The organism is Streptomyces sp. x-80 (assembly GCF_046549095.1).
Taxonomy (GTDB): Bacteria; Actinomycetota; Actinomycetes; order Streptomycetales; family Streptomycetaceae; genus Streptomyces; species Streptomyces celluloflavus.
Genome location: NZ_JAJPWM010000015.1, coordinates 14,433 through 35,136, shown reverse-complemented (window position 1 = coordinate 35,136; position 20,704 = coordinate 14,433). Strand labels below are relative to the sequence as shown.

The 20,704-nt window shown below is 75.7% G+C and carries 13 protein-coding genes; 8 read left to right on the top strand and 5 right to left on the bottom strand.

What is annotated here, in order from left to right; all coding sequences use genetic code 11:
* Positions 1–62 precede the first annotated feature (62 nt).
* The 5 genes from ACLJWH_RS27485 to ACLJWH_RS27465 all read right to left on the bottom strand — a co-directional run bounded on the left by ACLJWH_RS27485 (position 63) and on the right by ACLJWH_RS27465 (position 5,981).
* A complete protein-coding gene (locus ACLJWH_RS27485) occupies positions 63–731 on the bottom strand; it encodes a response regulator (protein WP_411144444.1) in 669 nt (222 codons plus the stop codon).
* 35 nt (positions 732–766) lie between these two features.
* A complete protein-coding gene (locus ACLJWH_RS27480) occupies positions 767–2,053 on the bottom strand; it encodes a sensor histidine kinase (RefSeq protein ID WP_411144443.1) in 1,287 nt (428 codons plus the stop codon).
* 116 nt (positions 2,054–2,169) lie between these two features.
* Complete coding sequence (locus tag ACLJWH_RS27475; RefSeq protein ID WP_411144442.1) at positions 2,170–2,661, bottom strand: roadblock/LC7 domain-containing protein; 492 nt, start codon at positions 2,659–2,661, stop codon at positions 2,170–2,172.
* A gap of 5 nt (positions 2,662–2,666) precedes the next feature.
* Complete coding sequence (locus ACLJWH_RS27470; RefSeq protein ID WP_411144441.1) at positions 2,667–5,078, bottom strand: nitrate- and nitrite sensing domain-containing protein; 2,412 nt, start codon at positions 5,076–5,078, stop codon at positions 2,667–2,669.
* 225 nt (positions 5,079–5,303) lie between these two features.
* Positions 5,304–5,981, bottom strand: a complete 678-nt coding sequence (locus tag ACLJWH_RS27465; RefSeq protein ID WP_411144440.1) for a response regulator — start codon at positions 5,979–5,981, stop codon at positions 5,304–5,306.
* Positions 5,982–6,316: 335 nt separating this feature from the next.
* Here ACLJWH_RS27465 and ACLJWH_RS27460 point away from each other — a divergent pair, with 335 nt between their 5' ends.
* From ACLJWH_RS27460 to ACLJWH_RS27425, 8 genes are all read left to right on the top strand, one after another.
* Positions 6,317–6,511, top strand: coding sequence for a hypothetical protein (locus tag ACLJWH_RS27460; protein WP_411144439.1), 195 nt, complete (start codon positions 6,317–6,319; stop codon positions 6,509–6,511).
* Positions 6,496–7,839 (top strand): MFS transporter, encoded by a 1,344-nt coding sequence (locus ACLJWH_RS27455; protein WP_411144438.1) that lies wholly within the window; start codon positions 6,496–6,498, stop codon positions 7,837–7,839. Before ACLJWH_RS27460 ends, ACLJWH_RS27455 begins: the two co-directional genes overlap by 16 nt.
* 84 nt (positions 7,840–7,923) lie before the next feature.
* Positions 7,924–9,330: a non-ribosomal peptide synthetase gene (locus ACLJWH_RS27450; RefSeq protein ID WP_411144437.1), complete on the top strand. Its 1,407-nt coding sequence runs from the start codon at positions 7,924–7,926 to the stop codon at positions 9,328–9,330.
* A 106-nt stretch (positions 9,331–9,436) separates the two neighbouring features.
* Positions 9,437–12,586: a non-ribosomal peptide synthetase gene (locus tag ACLJWH_RS27445; RefSeq protein ID WP_411144436.1), complete on the top strand. Its 3,150-nt coding sequence runs from the start codon at positions 9,437–9,439 to the stop codon at positions 12,584–12,586.
* Entirely contained in the window at positions 12,583–13,791 is a 1,209-nt protein-coding gene (locus ACLJWH_RS27440; protein WP_411144435.1) for an acyl-CoA dehydrogenase family protein, read from the top strand. Before ACLJWH_RS27445 ends, ACLJWH_RS27440 begins: the two co-directional genes overlap by 4 nt.
* 62 nt (positions 13,792–13,853) lie before the next feature.
* Complete coding sequence (locus ACLJWH_RS27435; RefSeq protein ID WP_411144434.1) at positions 13,854–15,749, top strand: amino acid adenylation domain-containing protein; 1,896 nt, start codon at positions 13,854–13,856, stop codon at positions 15,747–15,749.
* 28 nt (positions 15,750–15,777) lie between these two features.
* On the top strand, positions 15,778–17,769 hold the full coding sequence (locus tag ACLJWH_RS27430) for a non-ribosomal peptide synthetase (RefSeq protein ID WP_411144433.1): 1,992 nt from the start codon (positions 15,778–15,780) through the stop codon (positions 17,767–17,769).
* The gene (locus ACLJWH_RS27425) at positions 17,766–20,624 is read left to right on the top strand and encodes a condensation domain-containing protein (protein WP_411144432.1); all 2,859 of its coding nucleotides are present in this window, start codon (positions 17,766–17,768) and stop codon (positions 20,622–20,624) included. The genes ACLJWH_RS27430 and ACLJWH_RS27425 overlap by 4 nt, the downstream gene beginning before the upstream one ends.
* The last annotated feature ends 80 nt before the right edge of the window (positions 20,625–20,704 follow it).

The following is a 20,704-nucleotide window of genomic DNA, read 5'->3' as shown; positions in this document are numbered from 1 at the left end:
GGCCGCCCGAACACCGGGGAGGAGACCGCCCGTTGGGCTGGCGGGCTCCGGGTGCACGGTGCTCAGGCGGGCCGGACGCCGCCCGGCCGTCCGGCGGTGAGCCCGGCCTCGTGGGCGATGATCGCCGCCTGGGTGCGGTTGTCCAGGCCGAGGGTGGCGAGGGTGCGGGAGACACAGGTCTTCACGCTCGCTCCGGACAGCTGGAGCTCCTCGGCGATCCGGGCATTGGTCATGCCCGTGCCCACCAGGGCGAGCACCCGGCGTTCGCCCTGGCTGAGCGCGGCCAGCTTCTCGTTCGTCCCGTTGACGCGGATCGGCGTACGGTCGGCGGCCCGGCGCACCAGCCCGGCCAGCACGCCCGGGGCGATCACCCGGCCGCCCGCGGCCACCGTGCGCAGGGCCGCGAAGAGCTCGTCGGGGCAGAGGTCCTTCAGCAGGAAGCCGCCGGCACCGGCGGCGAGCGCGGCCAGCACCCGGTCGTCGGTGGGGCAGTCGCCGAGGATCAGTACGTGCGGCGGCGCGGGCAGCCGCAGCAGCCGGCGGGTGGCCTCGACGCCGTCGGTGCGGGGCATGTGCAGATCCATCAGGACCAGCTCCGGGCGGTGGGCGGCTACCTGGGCCGGCGCCTCGGCCCCGTCCGCGGCCTCGGCGACCACCTCGAACTCGGCCGAGGTCTCGATCAGCCTTCGCAGCCCCAGCCGGATGATGGCCTGGTCATCCACGATCGCCACCCGGAGGGGCACCGTGCGCCCGCGCGCTTCCCCGGTCACCGGCCGGTCCCCTTCCCGGGCCACCCGCCGGGGCGCTCTTCGCCGGTCACCGGCAGCACCACCGTCAGCCGGAAGCCGCCGTCCCGCCGGGGCCCGGCCACCAGATGCCCACCCGCCTCGGCGACCCCCAGCCGCAGTCCCCGCAGGCCCATCCGGCCGGAGGTACGCAGCGGCGCCGGACCGGCCGCCGGACCGTTGCGGATGACGAGGGTCACCTGCTCCGGTGCGTACGAGAGATCGACGGCGACCGCCGCGCCCGGAGCGTGCTTGACGACATTGGTGAGGGCTTCCTTGCAGATGCGGTACAGCAGTCGCTCCGACGCGGGCGGCAGGGTGAGCGGTGTGCCGTGCACCCGGAACGCCGCCTCCATGCCGACCGCGGTCATGTTGCGGACCAGCCCGGTCAGGAACTCCGCGCACGGGGTGGGGCCGACGGGGGAATCCCGCCGGCCGTCCCCGTCGCGCAGTACCTCCAGCAGCTGCCGTAGCTCGGTCATCACCTGCTGGGCGGACTCCTGGACCGCGGCGGCGGCCTCCCGGGCGCCAGGCGGCAGGTCCGGCGTCCGCTGGAGCGCCCCGGCCCGCAGCACCAGGAAGGTGGCCTGGTGTCCGACGTGGTCGTGGACGGCGAAGGCCAGCCGGGTGCGCTCCTCCAGCAGCGCGAACCGGACCGCGTTGTCCACCGCGCCCTCCAGCCGCGCGAACCGTTCGTCCAGGACGTCGTAGCGGCGGCGCTGATGCCGTACCAGGCCGCCGAGCACGGCCGGCAGCAGAAGGTCCAGCACCACGCCGTAGCAGAGGTCCGCGCCACCGGTATCGGCCGTGCCCACGCCCTGCCGGGTGACCGGATACATCCCGGCGGCCACCGCCACCATCGCGAAGCGCGCCCGGCCGCCGTAGCAGGCGACCGCGTAGGCGGCGGCCATCAGCGGCGTGCGGATGTCGGAGACGAAGCCGGCGGCGAGCCCGGCGGCCAGGCACACCTCGGGGAGCCGGCGGCGCAGCACCAGGGTCGCCGCGGCCGCCACCGCGACGGCCGCGGACGCGCCCGGCCGGTCCACCGGACCGGTGCTCCACACCTCACGGGTCTGTGTGTACGCGGCGAGCGCGACGAGCAGCGCGATACCGAGGTCGCAGGTCCGGCGCCGGCGCGCGGCTCCGCCCGCTCCGCAGATCCCGGACAGGCCGGCGGGCCAGGGGTGTTGGGGGACTCCGGGGAGCCTGCGGCGTCCCCGCGGGCCGAGGGTCCGGCGCAGGCAGGCGGTGATTCGTGGTACGTGCATATGCTCCGGGGTTTCCTTGGGCCACGAGGGCAGGCGTGCCCCGCCCCGCCTGCCGCCGGACCCACCCGGGGAGTTGGGGGAACTCCCGGTGCACCCCGGCGAGGCTGCGGTGGTGGTCAGGTCAGCATCATCCGGCGGAGGCCCGCCCGTACCTCCGGGGTGAGGAACTCGCCGACCCGGGTGACCAGGCGGGCGGTTTCGTAGGCGACGTATCCGATATCGCACCCGGGCTCGGTCAGTACGGCGAGGGCGGAGCCGTCCGAGACCGTCATCAGACAGAGGAAGCCGCCTTCCATGTCGATGACGGTCTGGTTGACCCAGCCGGTCTCGCAGATTCCGGCCAGGCCCCTGGTGAGGGAGGTCAGCCCGGCCGCCACCGCGGACAGCCGTTCGGCGGCGTCCCGGTCCAGTCCGGCGGAGGCGGCGAGCACCAGCCCGTCCGCCGAGACCGCGAGGGCGTGCCGTACCCCGGCCGTGACCTCGGCGAACTCCTTGACCAGCCAGTTCACATCGGTGGCGATGGACTTCGGGGCGGCCGTCCCGGCCGGTGCGGTGCCCGGGTGGTGCCCCGCCGGAGCCCTGTCGTCCGTGGTGGGTGCCTCGTTCATCGGCGTCATCCCTCCTCGCGTCGGTCCCGGTCCGGGGATCCGCCCCGGTCCGGCTCCCCGGCCCTGGCCGCATTCCCGTCCCCGTCCCCGCCGCCGTCGGGCTCCCGTGCCCGGCGGCGCGTACCGCGTGCACCGCCGGTGGGCGTACCGCTGCGGCCACCGGGCCGGCCGTCGCCGTGGCCCGTGGTCCGGTCGTCGGGGGGCGTGCCGGGCGCCCGGCGGCCGCGCCGCGCTCCGCCGTGGAATCCGTCGACCCGGCGGCGCAGTTCGTCGGGCGACGGTCGCGGCTGCGGTGCGCGGGAGGCCGTCCCCGTGGTGGGCGCGTCGTACGCCGCCGGCGGGGTGTCGGGCGGCGTCGTGCGGGCGGCCCGGCGCGGGAGCGCGCCGCCGGGTGCCGGGAAGGTGGCCGCCGCGGGCGGTGGGGTGGCGCGGGGCGGCGGTGCGGGCTCCGGGGCCGGGGCCGCGCCGCCGCGCCCGGCCCGCAGGTCCGGCCGGTGGGCGGTGTCTCCGGACGCCACCGGTCCGGGCTCCGCGAACAGCGTGGCGGGGAGTTCCACCACGGCCGTGCAGCCCCCGCCGGTACAGCGCAGCCGGACGCGGATCCCGTGCCGGCCCGCCAGGTGGCTGACCACGTACAGGCCCATCTGGCGCGTGGTCGCCACATCGGCCGACGGCGGATCCGCCAGCCGGGCGTTGAGCGCGGCCGCCTTCGGCGCGGGCAGGCCGACGCCCCGGTCGGCGATCTCCAGGACGAGGCCGCCGGCCGGGGCCGGACCCGCCGTCACCTCGACCGGCTCGCCCGGCCCCGAGTACTGGGTGGCGTTCTCCAGCAGCTCGGCCAGCAGATGGCTCAGGTCGTGCACGGCCGGCGCCACCAGCCACAGGTCCGGCAGCTCGCCGGTCCGGATCCGGGTGTAGTACTCCACCTCGGCCGCGGCGGCCCGTACGACGTCCAGCAGCGGGGCCGGGGCGCAGTGCACCCGCCCCGGGCGCTCGCCCGCCAGGACGAGGAGGTTCTCGCCGTGCCGCCGCATCCGGGTGGCCAGATGGTCGACGCGGAAGAGCGCGGCCAGTTTCGCCGGGTCCTCCTCGGCGCGCTCCAGTTCGGAGATGGCGTCGAGCTGCCGGTAGACCAGGCCCTGGCTGCGCCGGGACAGCGACGCCAGCATGGTGCGCACGCCGGTGCGCAGCGCTGCCTGCTCGGCCGTCTGCCGGACGGCTTCCCGGAACACCGCGTCGAACGCCCGGGAGACGTCGCCGATCTCGTCCCGCGTCCCGAGGTCGATCGGGGCCGTCGTCAGTTCCACCTTCCCCGGCCCCTGGGCGGAGAGGGTCGCCACCAGCGTGGGGAGCTGCTGCTCGGCGGCTTGCAGCGCGGCCCGCCGCAGTCGGCGCAGCCGCCGTACCAGGGAGTGGGCGACCACCAGGGCGATCAGGCCCGCGAGGCCGAGTGCGGTGGCGACGAGCGCGGCGTCGACGACGGCGTCGCGTCGGGCGGCGGTCCGCTCGGTGGCGAGGGCCGCCAGCATCCGCCGGGCCACCGAGGTCTCCACGGTGTGCAGCTGGTCCAGGGCCTGGCCTGCGGTGCGGTGCCACTCCGGGGCCCGCAGCGGCAACTCGGCGCCGCGGGGCGAGCGCTGGGCCGCGGCCACGGCCCGGCCCGCCATCGTCCGCGCCGCGGCCGTACTCGCCGCCGGCTTCTCCAGGAGCGCCACGTCCGCGGGCGCCGCCGCGGCGCGGAACTCGCGCATCGCCCGCTCCTGCACCCCTTGTGCGGCGAGGACGGCGGCGGCCTCCGCGGCGCCGAGACGGCCGGCGGCGAGGGCGGCGTTGAGCAGCGCCCGCTCGCTGGAGAGCGCCGCCGTGCCCGTGGAGAGCGCGTGCAGCGCCCAGCCCGCGGTGGCCGCGGGGTCGTCACCGTGGCCGGCCTCGGTGCCCAGCGCCAGCAGCGGGGCGACGAGGTCGTCGTAGGCGGTCTGCGTGGCGACCGGGCCGGCGGCCGCGGTGAACGCCGTCGCGCGCAGCTCCGCGAGGGTGCCCAGGGCGCGTTCGGCCGCGGACAGCCGCGCGGTCAGCCGGGAGCCGGCCACGGCCCGTGCCGCGCTCGCGGCGGGGTCGGCGCGGGTCCGGAAATCGGCCAGCGCCCGGTCCGTCGTGGCGCGGTGGGTGCGTACGTCGTCGGTGGTCCGGCCGGGTGTGCGCGCGGCGAGATCGCGTTCGTTCTGGAGCGCGTGTGCGAGCCGGGTGGCGGAGAGCACCAGGCGGACCGTGGTCTCGGCCCCGGCGAGCCGCTCGGCGCGGTCCAGGGAGTGGGTGACGCGGGGCACCGCGAGGCCGAGAGTGAGCGCTACGGGGAGTGCGAGGACGACGGTCATACGGGTCGTCAGGCGCCAGTCGCGCGGCCGGGACGGACGCAAGGGGCCACGGCCGGGCGCGGACGGCCGGCCCCGTCCGCCTTTTCGGACAGAATTCAACTTCTTCTTCATGGGCTCTTTCATGGGACTCGCCGCCCATGCCGGGGGAGGCGCGCTCAGCCCTCCGTCCGGCAAAGGCGGGTCCGGTGTCACCGAGAGATGACTTTTCTCCTGTGCGTGCACGGCATTTCCGTCCCGGCGGGCGGCCGGCTTTTCCCGTCGAGGGATTCAGACCGCGTCCCTGTCCCACCCGCATTCGGTCCCCGCCAGGCCCGCTTCGTACGCGAGAATGGCCGCCTGGGTGCGGTTGTCCAGGCCGAGTTTCGCGAGTGTGCGGGAGACATAGGTCTTCACGCTCGCCTGCGCCAGATGCAGCCGGCGGGCGATCTGGGCGTTGGTCAGCCCGGCCCCGATCAGCGCGAGCACCCGGCGCTCGCTGTCGCTGAGCCGGCCGAGCCCGTCGGGTACGGCCCCGCCCCGGGCGGGGCCGGTGGCCCGGCGCACCAGGCTGTCCAGTACCGCGGGGGCGACCACCCGGCCGCCGGCGAGCACCGTGCGCATGGCCGTCTCCAGTTGCCACGGCGTGAGGTCCTTGAACAGAAAACCGCAGGCCCCGGCCTCCAGCGCGTCCAGCACCCGGTCGTCGACGTCGAAGCCGGTCAGGACGAGCACCTTCGGCGGAGCCGCGAAGCGCATCAGCTGCGCGGTGGCGGCGACGCCGTCCACCCGCGGCATCCGGACGTCCATCAGCACCACGTCGGGCCGGTGCGCCCTGGCCTGCGCGACCGCCTCGGCACCGTCGCCGGCCTCGGCCACGACCTCGAACGCGGGCGAGGTGCCCACCAGTTGCCGCAGTCCCGATCTGATGAGGACCTGATCGTCGACGATCAGCACGGACGCGGTCACCTCAACCCCTCTCCCGCAGCGGCGTTTTGCCGCGCCGCATTCCGGCGCGTGCCCCCGAAAACAATGATCAGCCAGCGCAGAACGCTTTCACAAGGCGGGCCGGGGCAATAGAGGACCAACGCCCTGCGGCCCGGGACCAAAGTCCCGGATTGTTTCTCCCGCGATTCCCAACCGCTGCCGGGGGGCGATTTCTTGGGCTTCGGGACAGGAGCCCGCCACGGCCCGCGGCGCGAATCCCGGTACGGCAGCCGCGGCTTTAACACACTCCGCACCTCAAGTCACCAGCGCTGACAAAGTCCTTATACGGCGGAGAACGAGAACAAGACATTCGCTCGATGAACGAAAACACGACGACCCGTCACCTCACGGACGCCACCGGGCCGCATGCCGTCAAGTGCCGTTTGCCCGCCGAGAACGGACCGTTCATCACAAAACCATTCTGGAGCGTCCGGAATGCGGTGCAAGCTGTCCGGAAAGAGGTCTGCCGTTTTGACCGGGCCCTCTACATCACCAAATGTCTGCCCATGTGACCTCCTCCCCAGCCGCCAGTCGGCCCACAGCCCGCGGCGGTCTCCTACGACACCGCGACTTCCGGTGGCTGCTGTCCGGAGCGGCGGTAAGCCAGATCGGCACCCAAGTGACCCTGGTGGCACTGCCGTTGGTCGCCGTCATCGGACTGCACGCCCCCGCCTTCCAGGTCGGCCTGCTCACCGCCGCCGAGACCGCCGCGTTCCTCCTCATCGGGCTGCCCGCCGGGGCCTGGGTCGACCGGATGCGACGGCTGCCGCTGCTGATCCGTACGGACCTGGTCCGGGCGGTGGCGATGGGCAGTGTGCCGCTGGCCGCCGCCTGCGGCGTTTTGACGATGATTCAGCTTTATGTGGTCGCCCTCGTCACCGGCGTCGCGACCGTCTTCTTCGACGTCGCGCACCAGAGCTATCTGCCGCGGGTGCTGCCCCGGGAGCATCTGGTGTCCGGCAACGGGGCGCTGGAGACGGCGCGTTCGGCCGCGCAGGTGGCGGGCCCCGGGCTCGGCGGCGCCCTGGTGCAGCTTCTGGGTGCCCCGGCCGCCATCGTCGCCAACGCGGTCAGCTATCTCGTATCGGCGGTGTGCCTGCGCGGGATCCGCACCCGCGAGCCGCGGCCCGAGGCCGTCCCGGGCGTATCGCTGGGCGCGCAGATCAAGGAGGGCCTGGCCTTCGTGCTGCGCCATCCCCTCCTGCGCGTGATCGCCGTCTCGACCGGGGTGGCGAACTTCTTCTCCGCGATGCTGGTGTCCGTCCAGACCGTCTTCCTGGTGCGGGAACTCGGTCTGCCGCCCGGTGTGCTGGGCCTGATGCTGTCGGCCTCGGCCGTCGGCGGCCTGACCGGGGCGCTGTGCGCGGGACCGATCGCCCGGATGGTGGGACAGGCCCGGGTCATCTGGCTCGCCACCGTGGTGTCCGGACCGTTCGCGCTGCTGTGGCCGCTGGCCGGCCGCGGCGCCGCCGCCATCTGGTTCGCCGTCGCCTCCGCGGCGGTCTTCTTCGGCGCGGTCGTCTACAACGTCGCCCAGGTGAGCTTCCGCCAACTTCTGTGCCCGGACGCGCTGCTGGGCCGGATGAACGCCACGCTGCGGTTCATGGTGTGGGGCACCATGCCGCTCGGCGCGCTGGCCGGCGGCGCCATCGCCGGGGCGGCCGGGCCGCGCGCCGCGGTGTGGGTGTGCGCGGCCGGATTCCTCCTCGTACCGCTGCCGCTGCTGCTCTCGCCGCTGCGGCGGATGCGTGATCTGCCGGACCCGGACCCCGCTCCCCCCGCCGGGCCGGACCCCGACGCCGCGGACGGGGCAGCCCGCCCGCCGTCCGTCACCACCTGATCCCGTACCCCGCCGGCTCCCTCCGCACCCCGCGGGAACATCCGCCGGAACCCCCGCGTCAACGACGACGCGAGAGAGGTCATCGTGCACTCCCACCACCACCCCGGCATCGGCACCGACACCCGCACGGCCCCCGTGGCCGCCTCCGTCACGGCCCAGTACCGCGCCCGTTACCGACGCGCGGCCGAAGGTGCGGGCGAGCCCGCCGACCTGCTGCCGGTCACCGGCGCACAGCGGCGGTTCCTGCTCGCCCGGCGGCTGGCACCCGGCGGCCGGCCCGATGTCGTCCCGCTGTTCTTCGCCTTCCCCCGCGCCGCCGTCGACCTGGACCGGCTACGGGCCGCCGCCGGGTATCTGGCCGCCGTCCACCCCGCGCTGCGCGCCCGGCCGGGAGTGCTGCGCGGCACGCCCGTACAGCGCCTGGCCGCGCCGGAGGCCCAGGTGAGCCGGGTGCTGCCGCGCCCCGGTGAGAGCGGCGCGGACGCGCTGCGCCGGGCGCTGGCGGCGTGGCCGGCCGAGGGACCGCCGCTGCGCTGCTTCCTCGCCGACGACCCGGCGGCCGGGGAGCCCACCGAGCTCCTCGCCCTCGCCCTGGACCATGTGGCCTGCGACGAGCAGTCGCTCGGCCGGCTCAGCGCGGAGCTCGGCGCCGCCTACCGCGACCGGCGCGGCCCCGGCGACGCCCCGGCCGCGCTCGTCACCGAGGAGGCGGCCGGGTACCGGGAGGCGGTCCACCAGCAGCTGGAGGCCGAGGAACGGGCCTCGACACCGCGCTCCCTCGCGTACTGGGCGCAGCGGCTGGCCGCGGCCCGCCCGGACGACGCGGCGGCGCAGGACGCGGTACGGCAGGCGGCACAGCGGCCGGGCGCCGACGGGTCCGGCGCGCAGCCGCCGCGGCCGACGGGCGCCGCCCAGGTCCGGCTGCCGGCCGGTGCGCACGACGGCCGGGCCATGGTCTTCCCCGTACTGCTCGACGCCTGCGCCGGCGTCGCGCGCGCCCTGCACGGAACGGACCCGTACGGGGCGGACCGGGTCCCGCTGCTCGGCTACCCCTGGGGCGGCCGGCCCGCCGCCGCACCGCCCGTACTGGGCTGCTTCCTCAACACCGTCGTCCACCCGGCGCTCCCCGGCGCCGGGGCCGACGCCTGGTGGGACGATCTCGACCACGCCGACACCCCGTTCGACGAGGTGGTGCGCGCGGCCCGGACCGCCGGTGCCGCCTGGTCCGGTGCGCTGGACGGTCTGCTGACCTTCGAGGATCTGCACCGGCGCCCGCCCCTCGTCCTGGGCGACGCCGCCGGACGCGAGGTCCATGTCGACGGCCGGCCGCTCCAGGCGCCGTTCGCGGTCTCCGTCTCGTACGGGACCGAACTGCTCGTCCGGATGGCCTGGGACCGGGACGCCGTGTCCGACGCCCGTGCCGAGGACGCCTTCGCCGGTCTGACCCGGGCGCTGCGGGACCGGCTCGGCGCCGCCGCGGCGACCGGCTGACCGCCACCCACGGGGCCACCGCCCCTCCCCCGCACTCCCCGCCGCCCGCCGTCCGACCGACGGCAGCAGGCGGGCAGCTCCACACATCCACCACCGAAGGATGCCCATGTTCGAGCTCTCCCCATCACAGCAAATCGTCTGGCTGCACGAGCAGATGCTGCCCGGCAGCCGTGCCTACAACTTCACGGCCACCCTCGACCTCTGGGGCCCACTGGACGAGGACGCCCTGCGCGCCGCGCTGACGGCCGCCCTCGCCCGCCACGCCGGCCTGCGGCTCGAACTCGTCGCCGCGTCCGGCGAGATACCCGGGCAGCGGGTACGCGAACGATGTATCCCGCGCCTGAGCACCGTCGACCTCTCGCAGGAGGCCGACCCCGAGGCCGCCTTCCAGGACCTGCTGCGCACCGAGGCCGAGACTCCCCTCGACACCTATGAGGCGCCGCTGCTGCGCTGGCGGCTGGCCCGCCTCGGCGCGCGGCACCACCGGATCGTGCATGTCGAGCACCACCTCATCCACGACGGGCACTCCTTCGCGATCCTGCTGCGCGACGTGTTCAGCGCCTACCGGGCACTGCGGCTCGGCGAACCGGTCGAGCTGCCCGCGGCCCGCTCGTACGAGGAGCATGTCCGGGCCACCGCCGGCCGGGACCGCCGGGCGAGCCTGGCCCACTGGGAGGCCGAACTGCGCGACGCCGCGTTCGACCTCCCGCTGCCCGGTCTGGCCCGGCCCGGTGCGCAGCGCAGGCACGCGGGCGGGCAGCTGCGCCAGGCGATCGGCGCCGACCTCGCCGAACGCCTGCGCGCGCACAGCCGCGACCAGGGGCACACCCCGTTCTCCACCCTCTTCACGCTGTTCTCGGAGGTGCTGCGGCGGCACAGCGGGCGCGCCGACCTGGTCGTCGGTACGGCGGTCGGCAACCGGCCGCGGGGGTTCGAGGAGACCGTGGGGATGTTCGTCAACACCATCCCGCTGCGGCTGCGGCTGGACCCGGTGTCGGCGGCGAGCACCGCGATCGACGATGTCACCGACACCCTCATCCGGGCGCTGCCGCACCAGGAGGTGCCGGTGCAGGAGCTGACCCGCGCGCTCGGTCTGCACACCAGCGGTGCGGACAACCCGCTGTTCAGCGTCATGTTCAGCGCCCATGACGCGGTGCTGCCGGAGATCGGCGTACCGGAGCTGGAGGTGTCGCTGCACGAGGGCTTCAACACCGGCACCACACGCTTCGACCTCGACCTGGTGCTGATCCCGGACGACCGGCGGGTGATCGGGGAGCGGCAGGGCGCCGCGGGGATGACCCTGGTGTGGGACTACGACCGGGACCTGTTCGCCGAGGAGACCGTCCGGCTGCTGTCGCGGCGTTTCCTGGCGGTGCTCCGCGCGTATCTGGACACACCGGACGAGCCGCTCGCCGCCCTGGGCGCCGGGCCGGACACCGGCACTGAGGAGAGCGTTTCCGAGGCGGTGGTGACCGCGGGCACCGAGTCCGCCGCGGCTGACGGCACGGCCGCCGTCCTGGACGCGGTGGCGCGGCAGGACCCGGCGCGGCCGGCCGTGGTGGACGGCGCCCGGCAGCTCTCGTACGGCGAACTCGACCGGTCGGTCCAGGAGCTGGCGGACCGGCTGCGGGCCGCCGGAGTGACGGCGGGGCAGCCGGTGGCCGCCGTGCTGCCGCGCGGTACGCACTCCCTCGTCACCCTGCTCGCCTGCCTGCGCATCGGCGCCGTGCACTGTCCCCTCTCCCCCAACGACCCGGCCACGCGGCTGGAGACGCTGCTGCGCCGGCTCGCTCCGGCGCTGGTGCTCGCCACCCGCGAGAGCGCGCTCGCGCTGCCCGCCGAGGGGCTGCCGGTGGCGTTGCTGGACGGGCCGGGCTTTCCCGACGCGGTGGCCTGCGAACCCGTCGAGGGCGCGGCGTACATCATCCACACCTCGGGTTCGACGGGTCTGCCCAAGCCGGTCGTGGTCGGCCGGGCGGCGCTGGCCCAGCACGCGCGGGCGGCCGCCGAGCGGTTCGCGCTGACCGGCCGGGACCGGGTGCTGCTCTTCGCCCAGCCGTCCTTCGACGTCGCGCTGGAGGAGGTGCTGCCGTCGCTGCTGGCCGGTGCCTGTCTGGTCCTGCCGCAGCGGGAGGTGCCCACCGCCACGGAGCTGATCGCGATGCTGGCCGCGCGCCGGATCAGCGTCGCCAACCTGCCCACCAGCTATCTCCTCGCCGTACGGGCGGAGTTGTGCGAGGCGCTGGCCGACGGGCGCTGCACACCCCGGCTGCTGGTGCTCGGCGGTGAGCGGCTGCCGGTCGGTGCGCTGCGCGCGCTGCTGGACGTCACGGACGCCACCGTGCTGAACGCGTACGGCGTGACGGAGGCGGCGATCACCAGCACCGTTCACGAGGTGACCCGCGCGGAGCTGGCGGACGGTGCCGAGGTGCCGCTGGGCACCGAGCTGGCGGGGACCCGGGTGCATGTGCTGGACGCGGGGCGGCAGCCGCTGCCCGCGGGCGCGGTCGGTGAACTGGCCATCGCGGGCGCCGGGCTCGCCGAGGGCTATCTCGGCGACAAGGAGACCACCGCCGCCCGGTTCGTGACCGTGGACGCCCTCGGGGGCGAGCGGGTCTACCTCACCGGAGACGTCGGCTACCGGGACACGGCCGGCCGGGTCTGCTTCCTGGGCCGCCGGGACCACCAGATCAAACTGCGCGGGTACCGCATCGAACTGGAGGAGATCGAGGCGGCGGCGTCCGCCGTGCTCGGCGGCCGGTCCTGTGCCGTGGTCCTCGACGCCGAGGCGGCCGGCGGGCCGCGGCTGATCGGCTTCCTGGAGTCGGCCACCGAACCGGACCAACTGGCCCTGCACACCGAGCTGTCCCGGCGGCTTCCCGCCGCGCTCGTCCCGGTCCGCTGGGTACGGATGGACGCGCTGCCGACCCTGGCGGGCGGCAAACCGCACCGGGTGGCGCTGGCCCGGACCGCGGCCGATCTTCCGGAGGCCGGGCAGGCCGGTGTCCAGGACGCGGCGGCGGAGAGCTCCGACCCGGCTGTCGCGCTCGTCGCCGAGGGCTGGCGGGAGGTGCTCGGCCACGACCGCTTCACGCCGTCCTCGCACTTCTTCCAGGTGGGCGGGCACTCCCTGCTGGCCGCGCAGCTGGCGGCCTGGCTGGAGCCCCGGCTCGGCAGCCGGCCGCCGCTGCGCGTGCTGTTCCAGAACCCCGTCCTGGCCGACCAGGCCCGCGCCGTCAAGGAGGCCACCGCATGAGCACCCCCCTCGCGACGACGACCGGTACCGCCTCACGTACGCCGTCCGGTTCCTCGCCCTCGTCGGTCCTGGAGGCCGACCACCGCGAACTGGTCGACTCCTTCGAGTCGTTCCTCCGCAAGGAGCTGGTGCCGCTGGCGGCCGAGCTTCCGGAGACCGCCGATATGCCCCCCACCGAGCTGCGCGACTATGTCCGCACCCGTTCGGCGCGCCTGGGCTTCTACGCCGGTGACTACCCCGAGGAACTGGGCGGCTCCGGTATGCCGTTCAGCGCGGTGGTGCAGCTGCACCACGCCGCGGGGCGCAGCGGCTGCCCGCTCGCGCCGTACGCGCTGGCCGGCTCCGACGGTCCCAGCCCGCTGCTGCGGCACGGCACACCGGAGCAGATAGAGGCGTATCTGGTGCCGCTGGTGCGCGGTGAGGCGGTGCGCTGTCTGGCGCTCACCGAACCGCACGCCGGGTCGGACGCGTTCCACCTCACCACCACCGCCGTGCGGGACGAGGCGAGCGGCGGCTGGCTCCTCAACGGCCGCAAGACCTTCGTCAGCAACGCCGACCGCGCCGACTTCGCGATCGTCATCGCCTCCGTCGAGGGAGCCGCGACGGCGTTCGTCGTCGAGGCGGACAACCCCGGGCTGCGGATCGGCCAGCGCTATGACGGGATGTCGGGCGAGCCGCTCTTCGAACTGCTGCTGGACGGTGCGCGGGTGGCCGCGGACGCCGTGATCGGCGGTGCGGAGGGTGTCGGCGCCGCGATGGGCAACGGTATCGACAGCCTCTCCCGGGGACGTCTCGTCGTGGCCGCGATGTGCAACGGGATCGCCGAGTACGCGCTGGCCCAGGGCATCGAGTACGCCCGTGAGCGCCGGGCGTTCGGCGAGCGCATCGGCGCCTACCAGCATGTGCAGGAGCACCTGGTCACCAGCCGCGCGGAGGTCGAGGCGGCGAAGCTGCTCACGCTCGCCTGCGCGCGGCTGGTCGACGCGGGCACCGAGGCCCCGGAGAACGCCGCGCTGGCCAAGCTGACCTCCTCGGAGACCGCGGTCCGCGTCGTGGACCGGGCGCTGCACGTGCACGGTGCGACCGGCTGGGTGCGGGGCCATCCGCTGGAGTTCCTGTACCGGTACGTCCGGATGATGACGATCATCGAGGGCACCTCGGAGATCCAGAAAGTGATCATCGCGCGCGCCATGGGGCTGGGATGAGCGCGCCCCGCCCCGTCCCGTCCCCTGCCGCACCCCCGGCGCCTTCCGTGAACAGAGGATCCATGAGCAACACATCGACAGCGCCGGGCGGTTCGCTGCCCGCGCCGAGCATCGCGTACGGTCCGGCCGCCGCGCCCGCCCGCCCCGAGGACGTCCTCGGCCACTTCGACCGGTGGGTCCGCGAGACCCCCGCCGCGCCGGCCGTCGAGGACGGCGAACTGTGCTGGACCTACGCCGAGGTGGCGCAGCAGGCCGAGCACGTCGCCGACGCGCTGCGCGGCCGGGTGGCCCCCGGTGATCTGGTCGGGGTGTGCCTGGACCGGTCCGTCGCGCTGGTCGCGGTGGCGGTCGGCCTGGCCCGGCTGGGCGCCGTCTATCTGCCGCTGGGGCCGACCCCCGGTGAGCGGCGGCTCGCGACGGTGACGGAGCGGCTCGGGGTGCCCTGCCTGATCGGCGACCCCGGGCTGCTGCCCGCGGCGTACCGGGCCGGGGAGCGGCAGGCGCTGGCGCTGCCGGCGGCGGGAGCCAACGCCGCCGCGCAGGTGACCGCCGCGTTCCGGCCGGCCGCCGCGGCGCGGCCGGCCGTTCCCGAGGGCACCTTCTACGCGGTGCTGACCTCCGGTTCGACCGGCACGCCCAAGGCGGTCGCGGTCGGCGGCGGCTCGCTCGCCTCGATGCTGCGCGGCTACGCCGAACGCACCGGCTCCGGTCCCGGTGACCGCCACAGCCTGCTGGTCGGGGTCTCCTTCGACCCGCACGTCAAGGAGCTGTGGACGGCGCTGACCTCCGGCGCCGCGCTGAGCGTCCCGCCGGAGGAGGTCCGCTGGGATCCGGACGCGCTCACCGACTGGTGGCGGCGCGCGGGCGTGACGGTCGCCGTGCTGCCGACCCCGCTCGCCGAGTCGGTCTTCGCACGGCCCTGGCCCGCGCTCCCGGCACTGCGGCATCTGATGGTCGGCGGCGACCGGCTGCGCACCTGGCCCGCGCCGGAGGTCACCGCGCGGGTGCACAACGCGTACGGGCCCGCCGAGGCCACCGTGATGAGCACCATGCACGCCCTCGACGCCGGGCGCGAGGACACCGGCACTCCCCCGCCGATCGGCTCGCCGGTGGCCGGGGTGGCCGTCTGCGTCACCGACGACGAGGGGCGGATCGTCCCGCGCGGCACACCCGGCGAGCTGCGCATCGGCGGTGCGGGGCTGTCGCTGGGGTATCTGGACCGGGAGCTGACGGCCCGGCGGTTCGTGGCCCCGCCGCCCGGTCTGACCGGCCCCGGTGCCGGCACCGGCATCGACCGGGTCTACCGCACCGGGGACCGGGTGCGGATGCGGGCCGACGGAGTGCTGGAGTTCCTCGGCCGGATGGACGACCAGGTCAAGGTGAGCGGGGTACGGATCGAACCGGCCGAGGTCGAGGCCGCGTTCGAGCACGACCCGCGGGTACGGCGGGCCGCGGTCGCCGCCCGCACCACCGGCGACGGAGTCGTCGAGCTGATCGCCTTCGTACAGCCGCACCCGGGACAGGAGCCGCCCGCCACCGCGGAGCTGGTGCGGAGCGTGCGCGACTGGCTGCCCGCCCAGGCGGTACCGGCCGTCGTCCGTTATGTGACGGACTTCCCGCTGGACGCCAACGGCAAGGTCGACCGGGCCGCGCTGCTGGCCGCCGACGCCCCGGCCGCGGCGCCCGCGCCCGCGCCGGGCGGGGGTCCCCGGTCCGCCACGGAACAGCTGGTGCTGCGGGTCTGCGGGGAGGTGCTGGGCGGCGGCACGGAGATCGGCCTGGACGGCACCTTCCGGGACGCCGGCGGCACCTCGCTCGCCGCGGCCCGGCTGCTCGCGGCCCTGGAGGAGAGCTGCGGGGTGCGGCTGCGGGCGCCGGAGCTGCTCCGTCAGCCCGATCTGCGCGGCCTCGCCGCGCTGCTGGATGCCCGGCGGGCCACCGCCTCGGCAGGTGTGTGAGATGTCCGTGTCCGAGAGAGAGTCCGCCGTGTCCCAGTCCCCCAGCCCCAGCCCCAGCCCCCTCCCGCCCCGCCCCGCGCCCGGACCGGCCGCCGCCGGCACGCTGGGCCTGGTGGCCGGTCACGCGCGGGCCACCCCGCACGCCCTCGCCGTCCTCGACACCGAAACGGCCCTGACTTACCACGCGTTGATGGAGGCGGCCGGCCGTCTCGCGGCTGCCCTGCGGGCCCGCGGGGTACGCCCCGGGGCCGCCGTCGGTCTGCTGCTGCCGAACTCCCCGCGTACCGTCATCGCCCAGCTGGCCGTCTGGTGGGCCGGTGGCCACTACGTGCCGATGGATCCCCTCTACCCGCGGCCGCGGCTGCACGCGATGCTCGCCGACACCGACGCCGTGCTCACGGTCGGCGAACCGGCCCTGCTGGAGGCCGCGGGTATCCCGGCGGACCGGGCACTGGAGCTGCCCGAGGCCAAGCCGGACTCCGCGGAGACGGCCGGCCCCGACGCCCCGGGCCAACCGCTCGAACCCTTCGACCGCTTCGGCCCGTTCGCGCCGTACGACCCCGACGCCGTCGCGTATGTGATGTTCACGTCCGGGTCGACCGGCCGCCCCAAGGCGGTGGCCGTCACCCAGCGCGGGGTCGCGGAACTGGTCGCCGAGCCCGACTATGTGACGCTCACCGCGCGCGACCGGGTGCTCTTCCACTCGCCGGTGACCTTCGACGCCGCCACGTTCGAGGTGTGGGGCCCGCTGGCCAACGGTGCGGCGGTGGCGGTCTCCACCGCCGACCGGCTCTCGCTGGACGGTCTGGCCCGGGACACGGAGCGGCTGGGCGCCACCGTGACCGTGCTGACCGCCGCGCTCTTCCACCACCTCGTCGCACGGCAGTCGCCGCTCTTCGGCGTGCTGCGCAGTGTGCTCGTCGGCGGTGAGGCGCTCTCCGCGCGGCACGCCCGCGCGGTGCTCCGCCGCCACCCCTGGCTGGAGCTGGTGAACGGGTACGGACCGACCGAGGCCACCACCTTCGCCACCGCCCACCGTGTCACCGACGCCGACTGCGACGGCCCGCCGCCCATCGGCCGGCCGTGCGCCGGGGCGACCGCGCTCGTCCTGGACGCGGACGGCGAGCCGGTGCCGGCCGGGGCCCGTGGTGAGCTGTGGATCGGCGGGCCCCGGCTCGCCCACGGCTATCTCGGGCAGCCCGGACTCACCGCCGAGCGCTTCCGCGACCATCCGTCCGCCGGGCGGATCTACGGCAGCGGCGACCTGGTCTCCGCCCGCCCCGACGGCGTCCTGGACTTCCACGGCCGGGTCGATGACCAGGTCAAGGTCCGCGGCTTCCGGATCGAACCGGGCGAGATCGAGCATGTGCTGCGCACCCATCCGCAGGTGGCGAACGCGGCCGTGGTCGTCCAGCGGCCGCAGCCCGACGACGCGCGGCTGATCGCCTTCGTCGTCCCGGCGGACGGCGCGGCCCCCGACGCCGCCACGCTCCGCGCCCACCTGGAGAGTCAGCTGCCGCCGCACATGGTGCCCAACGCCTGGCCGGTGGTGGCGGAACTGCCGCTGACCGGTACCGGCAAGATCGACCGGCGGGCGCTGGCCGACCGCACGGTGTCCGGCGCCGGTGACGCCCCGGCCGCCGCACCGGGCCCGGATGCCGCGCCCGCGACGGCCGCCCTGTCCCCGATCCAGCAGGCCGTGGCCGAGCTGTGGAGCCAGGCGCTGGACCTCGAAGTGACCCGGCCGGACGCGAACTTCTTCGCCCTGGGCGGCCACTCGCTGCTGGCGCTGGGCGTCGTCGAGGAACTGCGCGAGGACCTCGGCGTATCCCTGACCCTCACCGCGTTCATGACCGCCCCCACCGTCGCCGGACAGGCGGAACTCGTCGAACAGGCCCTGCTGGCCGCGGACGAGGACGGCCCCGGCGAAGCCCCGCACGACACCGCCCGGCACACCGACGCCCGCGCAGGCGTCCTGAACGGCCCGGACGCCCCGGCCGCCTTGGAGACAGACCGATGACGACCGCCCCGGACGACGCTGCCCGCCAGGAGGCGCTGCTCCGGCTCGCCCGCAAGCGGCGTGCCGAAACCCCCGCGGCCGATGCCGGCGCCACCGCGTCCGCCGCCGACGTGACCGGCCCGGTACCGCTCTCGTACGCCCAGCGCCGGATGTGGCTGATGGACCGGCTCGGCCAGGGCGGCGCCCGGTACCACGTGCCGTTCGCCGCCCGGCTGCGCGGCCCGCTCGACATCGACGCCCTCGGCCGGGCGCTGACCGCGCTCACCGAGCGGCACGAGGTGCTGCGCACCCGGTACGGGCAGCACGACGGCGAGCCGTACCAGGAGATCGACGCCCCCGCCCCGGTGCCGGTCCAGGTGGTGGACGCCGCCGAGGACGTCGGGCGCCAGCTGTACGAGGCCGCCGCCCGCCCCTTCGACCTGGCCACCGGACCGGTGCTGCGCGCGCTGGCCGTACGGCACGCGCCACAGGATCACACCCTCGTCCTGACGCTGCATCACATCGCGATCGACGGCGGTTCGCTGGACGTCGTCGGGCGGGAACTCGGCGCGCTCTACCGGGCCGCGGCCGACGGCGGCGCACCGGCGGGTCCCGACGGGCCCGCCCCGCGGTACCGCGACTACGCCCGCCGCGAGCAGGCGGATGTGGCGGTGCTCGAAGACGGTCTGGAGTACTGGCTCACCCGCCTCGCCGGGGCCCGCCCGGTGCCGCTGCCCGCGCCGTCCGCACCGGCCGGTGCCGTACCGCGCGGGCAGGGCCGGGTGCTCGCCGAGCCGCTGTCGCCCGCGGTCCTGGACGGTCTGCGCGCGACGGGCGCACAGCACCGCGCCACGCTCTTCATGGTCGCGCTCGCCGGGGCGTTCGCCACGCTGCTGGACGCCACCGGCCGCGAGGACCTGGTGATCGGCTGCGCCAGCAGCCACCGCGACCGCCCCGGGCTGCGCGACCTGGTCGGGCTCTGCGTCAACACGCTCCCGGTACGCGCCGAGCTGACCGGCGCCGCGGACTTCGGCGAACTGCTGGCACGGGTCCGGGACGCGTTGCTGGAGGCGCAGCTCCACCGCGATGTGCCGTTCGACCTGATCGTGGAGCGGCTGGGCGGCGCGGCCCGCGACCAGGACGGCAACCCGCTGCTGTCGGTCACCGCCGACGTGCTGCGGGAGCCCGTCGCGCTGCGGCTGCCCGGGACCGAGAGCGAAGCCGTCGACATCGACCTGGGCACCGCCAAGTTCGACCTCGGCTTCTACATCGAGGAGGCCAGGGACGGGCTCGCCCCGCGCTGCCTGGTGCAGTACGACCGCGCCCGGCTGGACGAGGAGGCCGCCCATCGGCTGCTGCGCACCTTCACCACGCTGCTGACGGAGGTGTCGGCGGACCCCGCCCGGCCGCTGTCCCGCCCCGCGCGGGTGGCGCCGGACCCGGCGCCGGTCCACCCCGCCGAGGCGCTGCTGCTGGCCCGGCCCGAGGTGGCCGAGGCCGTGCTGCTGGAGCGCGCGGGCCGGCCGCCGCTCGTCTACGTGGTGCCGGGCCCGGCCGGCGTCCCCGTCCCGGAGGAGCTGCGGATCGCGCTGCGCTCCCGGCTGGCACCCGAGCTGGTCCCGGCGGCGGTGACGGTGCTGGACGCGATGCCGCGCACCGCGGACGGGGCGGTGGACCACGGGCGGCTGCCGGGGGCCCCGCGGGATGCGGAGGTGCCACTGGGCGCGCGGGCGCCGGCCGTCCTGGCGGCGTTCGGCGCGCTGCTGGGCGAGGAGCCCGCACCGGACGCCGACTTCTTCCTGCTCGGCGGTCACTCCCTGCTGGCGGTCCGGCTGGCCGAGCGGCTGCGTGAGCGGTTCCGTCTCCCGCTGACCGGCCTCGACGTGATGGAGCACCGCACCCCGCGGGCGCTCACCGCACTGCTGGACGCGCGTGCCCAGGAACGCGAGGCCGCCGCCCCCCGAGCCGGCCGGCGCGCGGCGGCCCGTCCCGGGACGGTGCTGGTCACCGGGGCGACCGGCGGTGTCGGCGCCTTCGTCCTGCGCGAGCTGGCGGCGCGCGGCCGTCCCGTACGGGCGCTGGTCCGGCCGGAGTCGGCGCATCTGGTCGCGGCGGACGGCGTCGAGGTGGCCGAGGGGGACCTCGGTGACCTGGACAGCCTGCGGGCGGCGGTGGACGGTGCCGAGTCGGTGATCCACTCCGCCTGCACCTTCACCTCCCCCGAGGTGGACCTGGCGGCGATGCGGGCGCTGCTGGACGGCTGGCGGCAGGGCACGTTCGTCTTCGTCAGCAGCGTGGACGCGTACGGGCAGCCGCCGGTCGCCGACGTCGCCGAGGACACCGCGCCCGCCGAGCCGTTCACCGGGTACGGGCGGGCCAAACTCGACTGCGAGCGGCTGCTGTTGGACGCCGCGGGCACAGAGGGGCGCGGCGGGGCGAGCGTGCTGCGCGCACCCATCGTGTGGGGGCCGCACGCCCGGCTCCGTGACCAGCTGCGCTGGGGGGCGACCGGCGAGCTGTTCCAGGCCGCCCTGGCCGGTGCGCCGATCGAGCTGCCGTCGCCGGAACTCGGCTGGTACGGGGCGCCGTGGGTGCACGCCGCGGCGCTGGCACGCGCCCTGGCCAACTGCGCCGAACGCCCGGTGGACGGGGTGGTGAACGCCGTCGGCGGCCATGTGGAGTGGCACGGCTTCGCGGCCGAACTGGTCCGGCTCCTCGGCAGCGGCAGCGAGATCCGCCACACCACGGACGCCGCGCCCGGTGCGCCCGAGCTGCTGCACCGACGCCGCTACCGCGCCGGCACGCTCGCCGCCGACCTGGCCGAGCGGCCGGGCGAGGACTGGCGCTCGGTGATCGCCGCGATGCTCGCCCACTGACGCCCGGCAACGGCTGACCCTCCCACCGACAGGGCCGGTGGGAGACCCTCGGGACCGCGGCGCCGCTCTTCCCCCAGGAG

Excerpts from the sequence above, each read along its gene's own strand:
- ACLJWH_RS27455 (WP_411144438.1), top strand. The coding sequence starts at position 6,496 with ATGTCTGCCCATGTGACCTCCTCCCCAGCCGCCAGTCGGCCCACAGCC.
- ACLJWH_RS27440 (WP_411144435.1), top strand. The coding sequence starts at position 12,583 with ATGAGCACCCCCCTCGCGACGACGACCGGTACCGCCTCACGTACGCCG.
- ACLJWH_RS27480 (WP_411144443.1), bottom strand. The coding sequence starts at position 2,053 with ATGCACGTACCACGAATCACCGCCTGCCTGCGCCGGACCCTCGGCCCG.
- ACLJWH_RS27475 (WP_411144442.1), bottom strand. The coding sequence starts at position 2,661 with ATGAACGAGGCACCCACCACGGACGACAGGGCTCCGGCGGGGCACCAC.
- ACLJWH_RS27460 (WP_411144439.1), top strand. The coding sequence starts at position 6,317 with ATGAACGAAAACACGACGACCCGTCACCTCACGGACGCCACCGGGCCG.
- ACLJWH_RS27435 (WP_411144434.1), top strand. The coding sequence starts at position 13,854 with ATGAGCAACACATCGACAGCGCCGGGCGGTTCGCTGCCCGCGCCGAGC.
- ACLJWH_RS27445 (WP_411144436.1), top strand. The coding sequence starts at position 9,437 with ATGTTCGAGCTCTCCCCATCACAGCAAATCGTCTGGCTGCACGAGCAG.
- ACLJWH_RS27425 (WP_411144432.1), top strand. The coding sequence starts at position 17,766 with ATGACGACCGCCCCGGACGACGCTGCCCGCCAGGAGGCGCTGCTCCGG.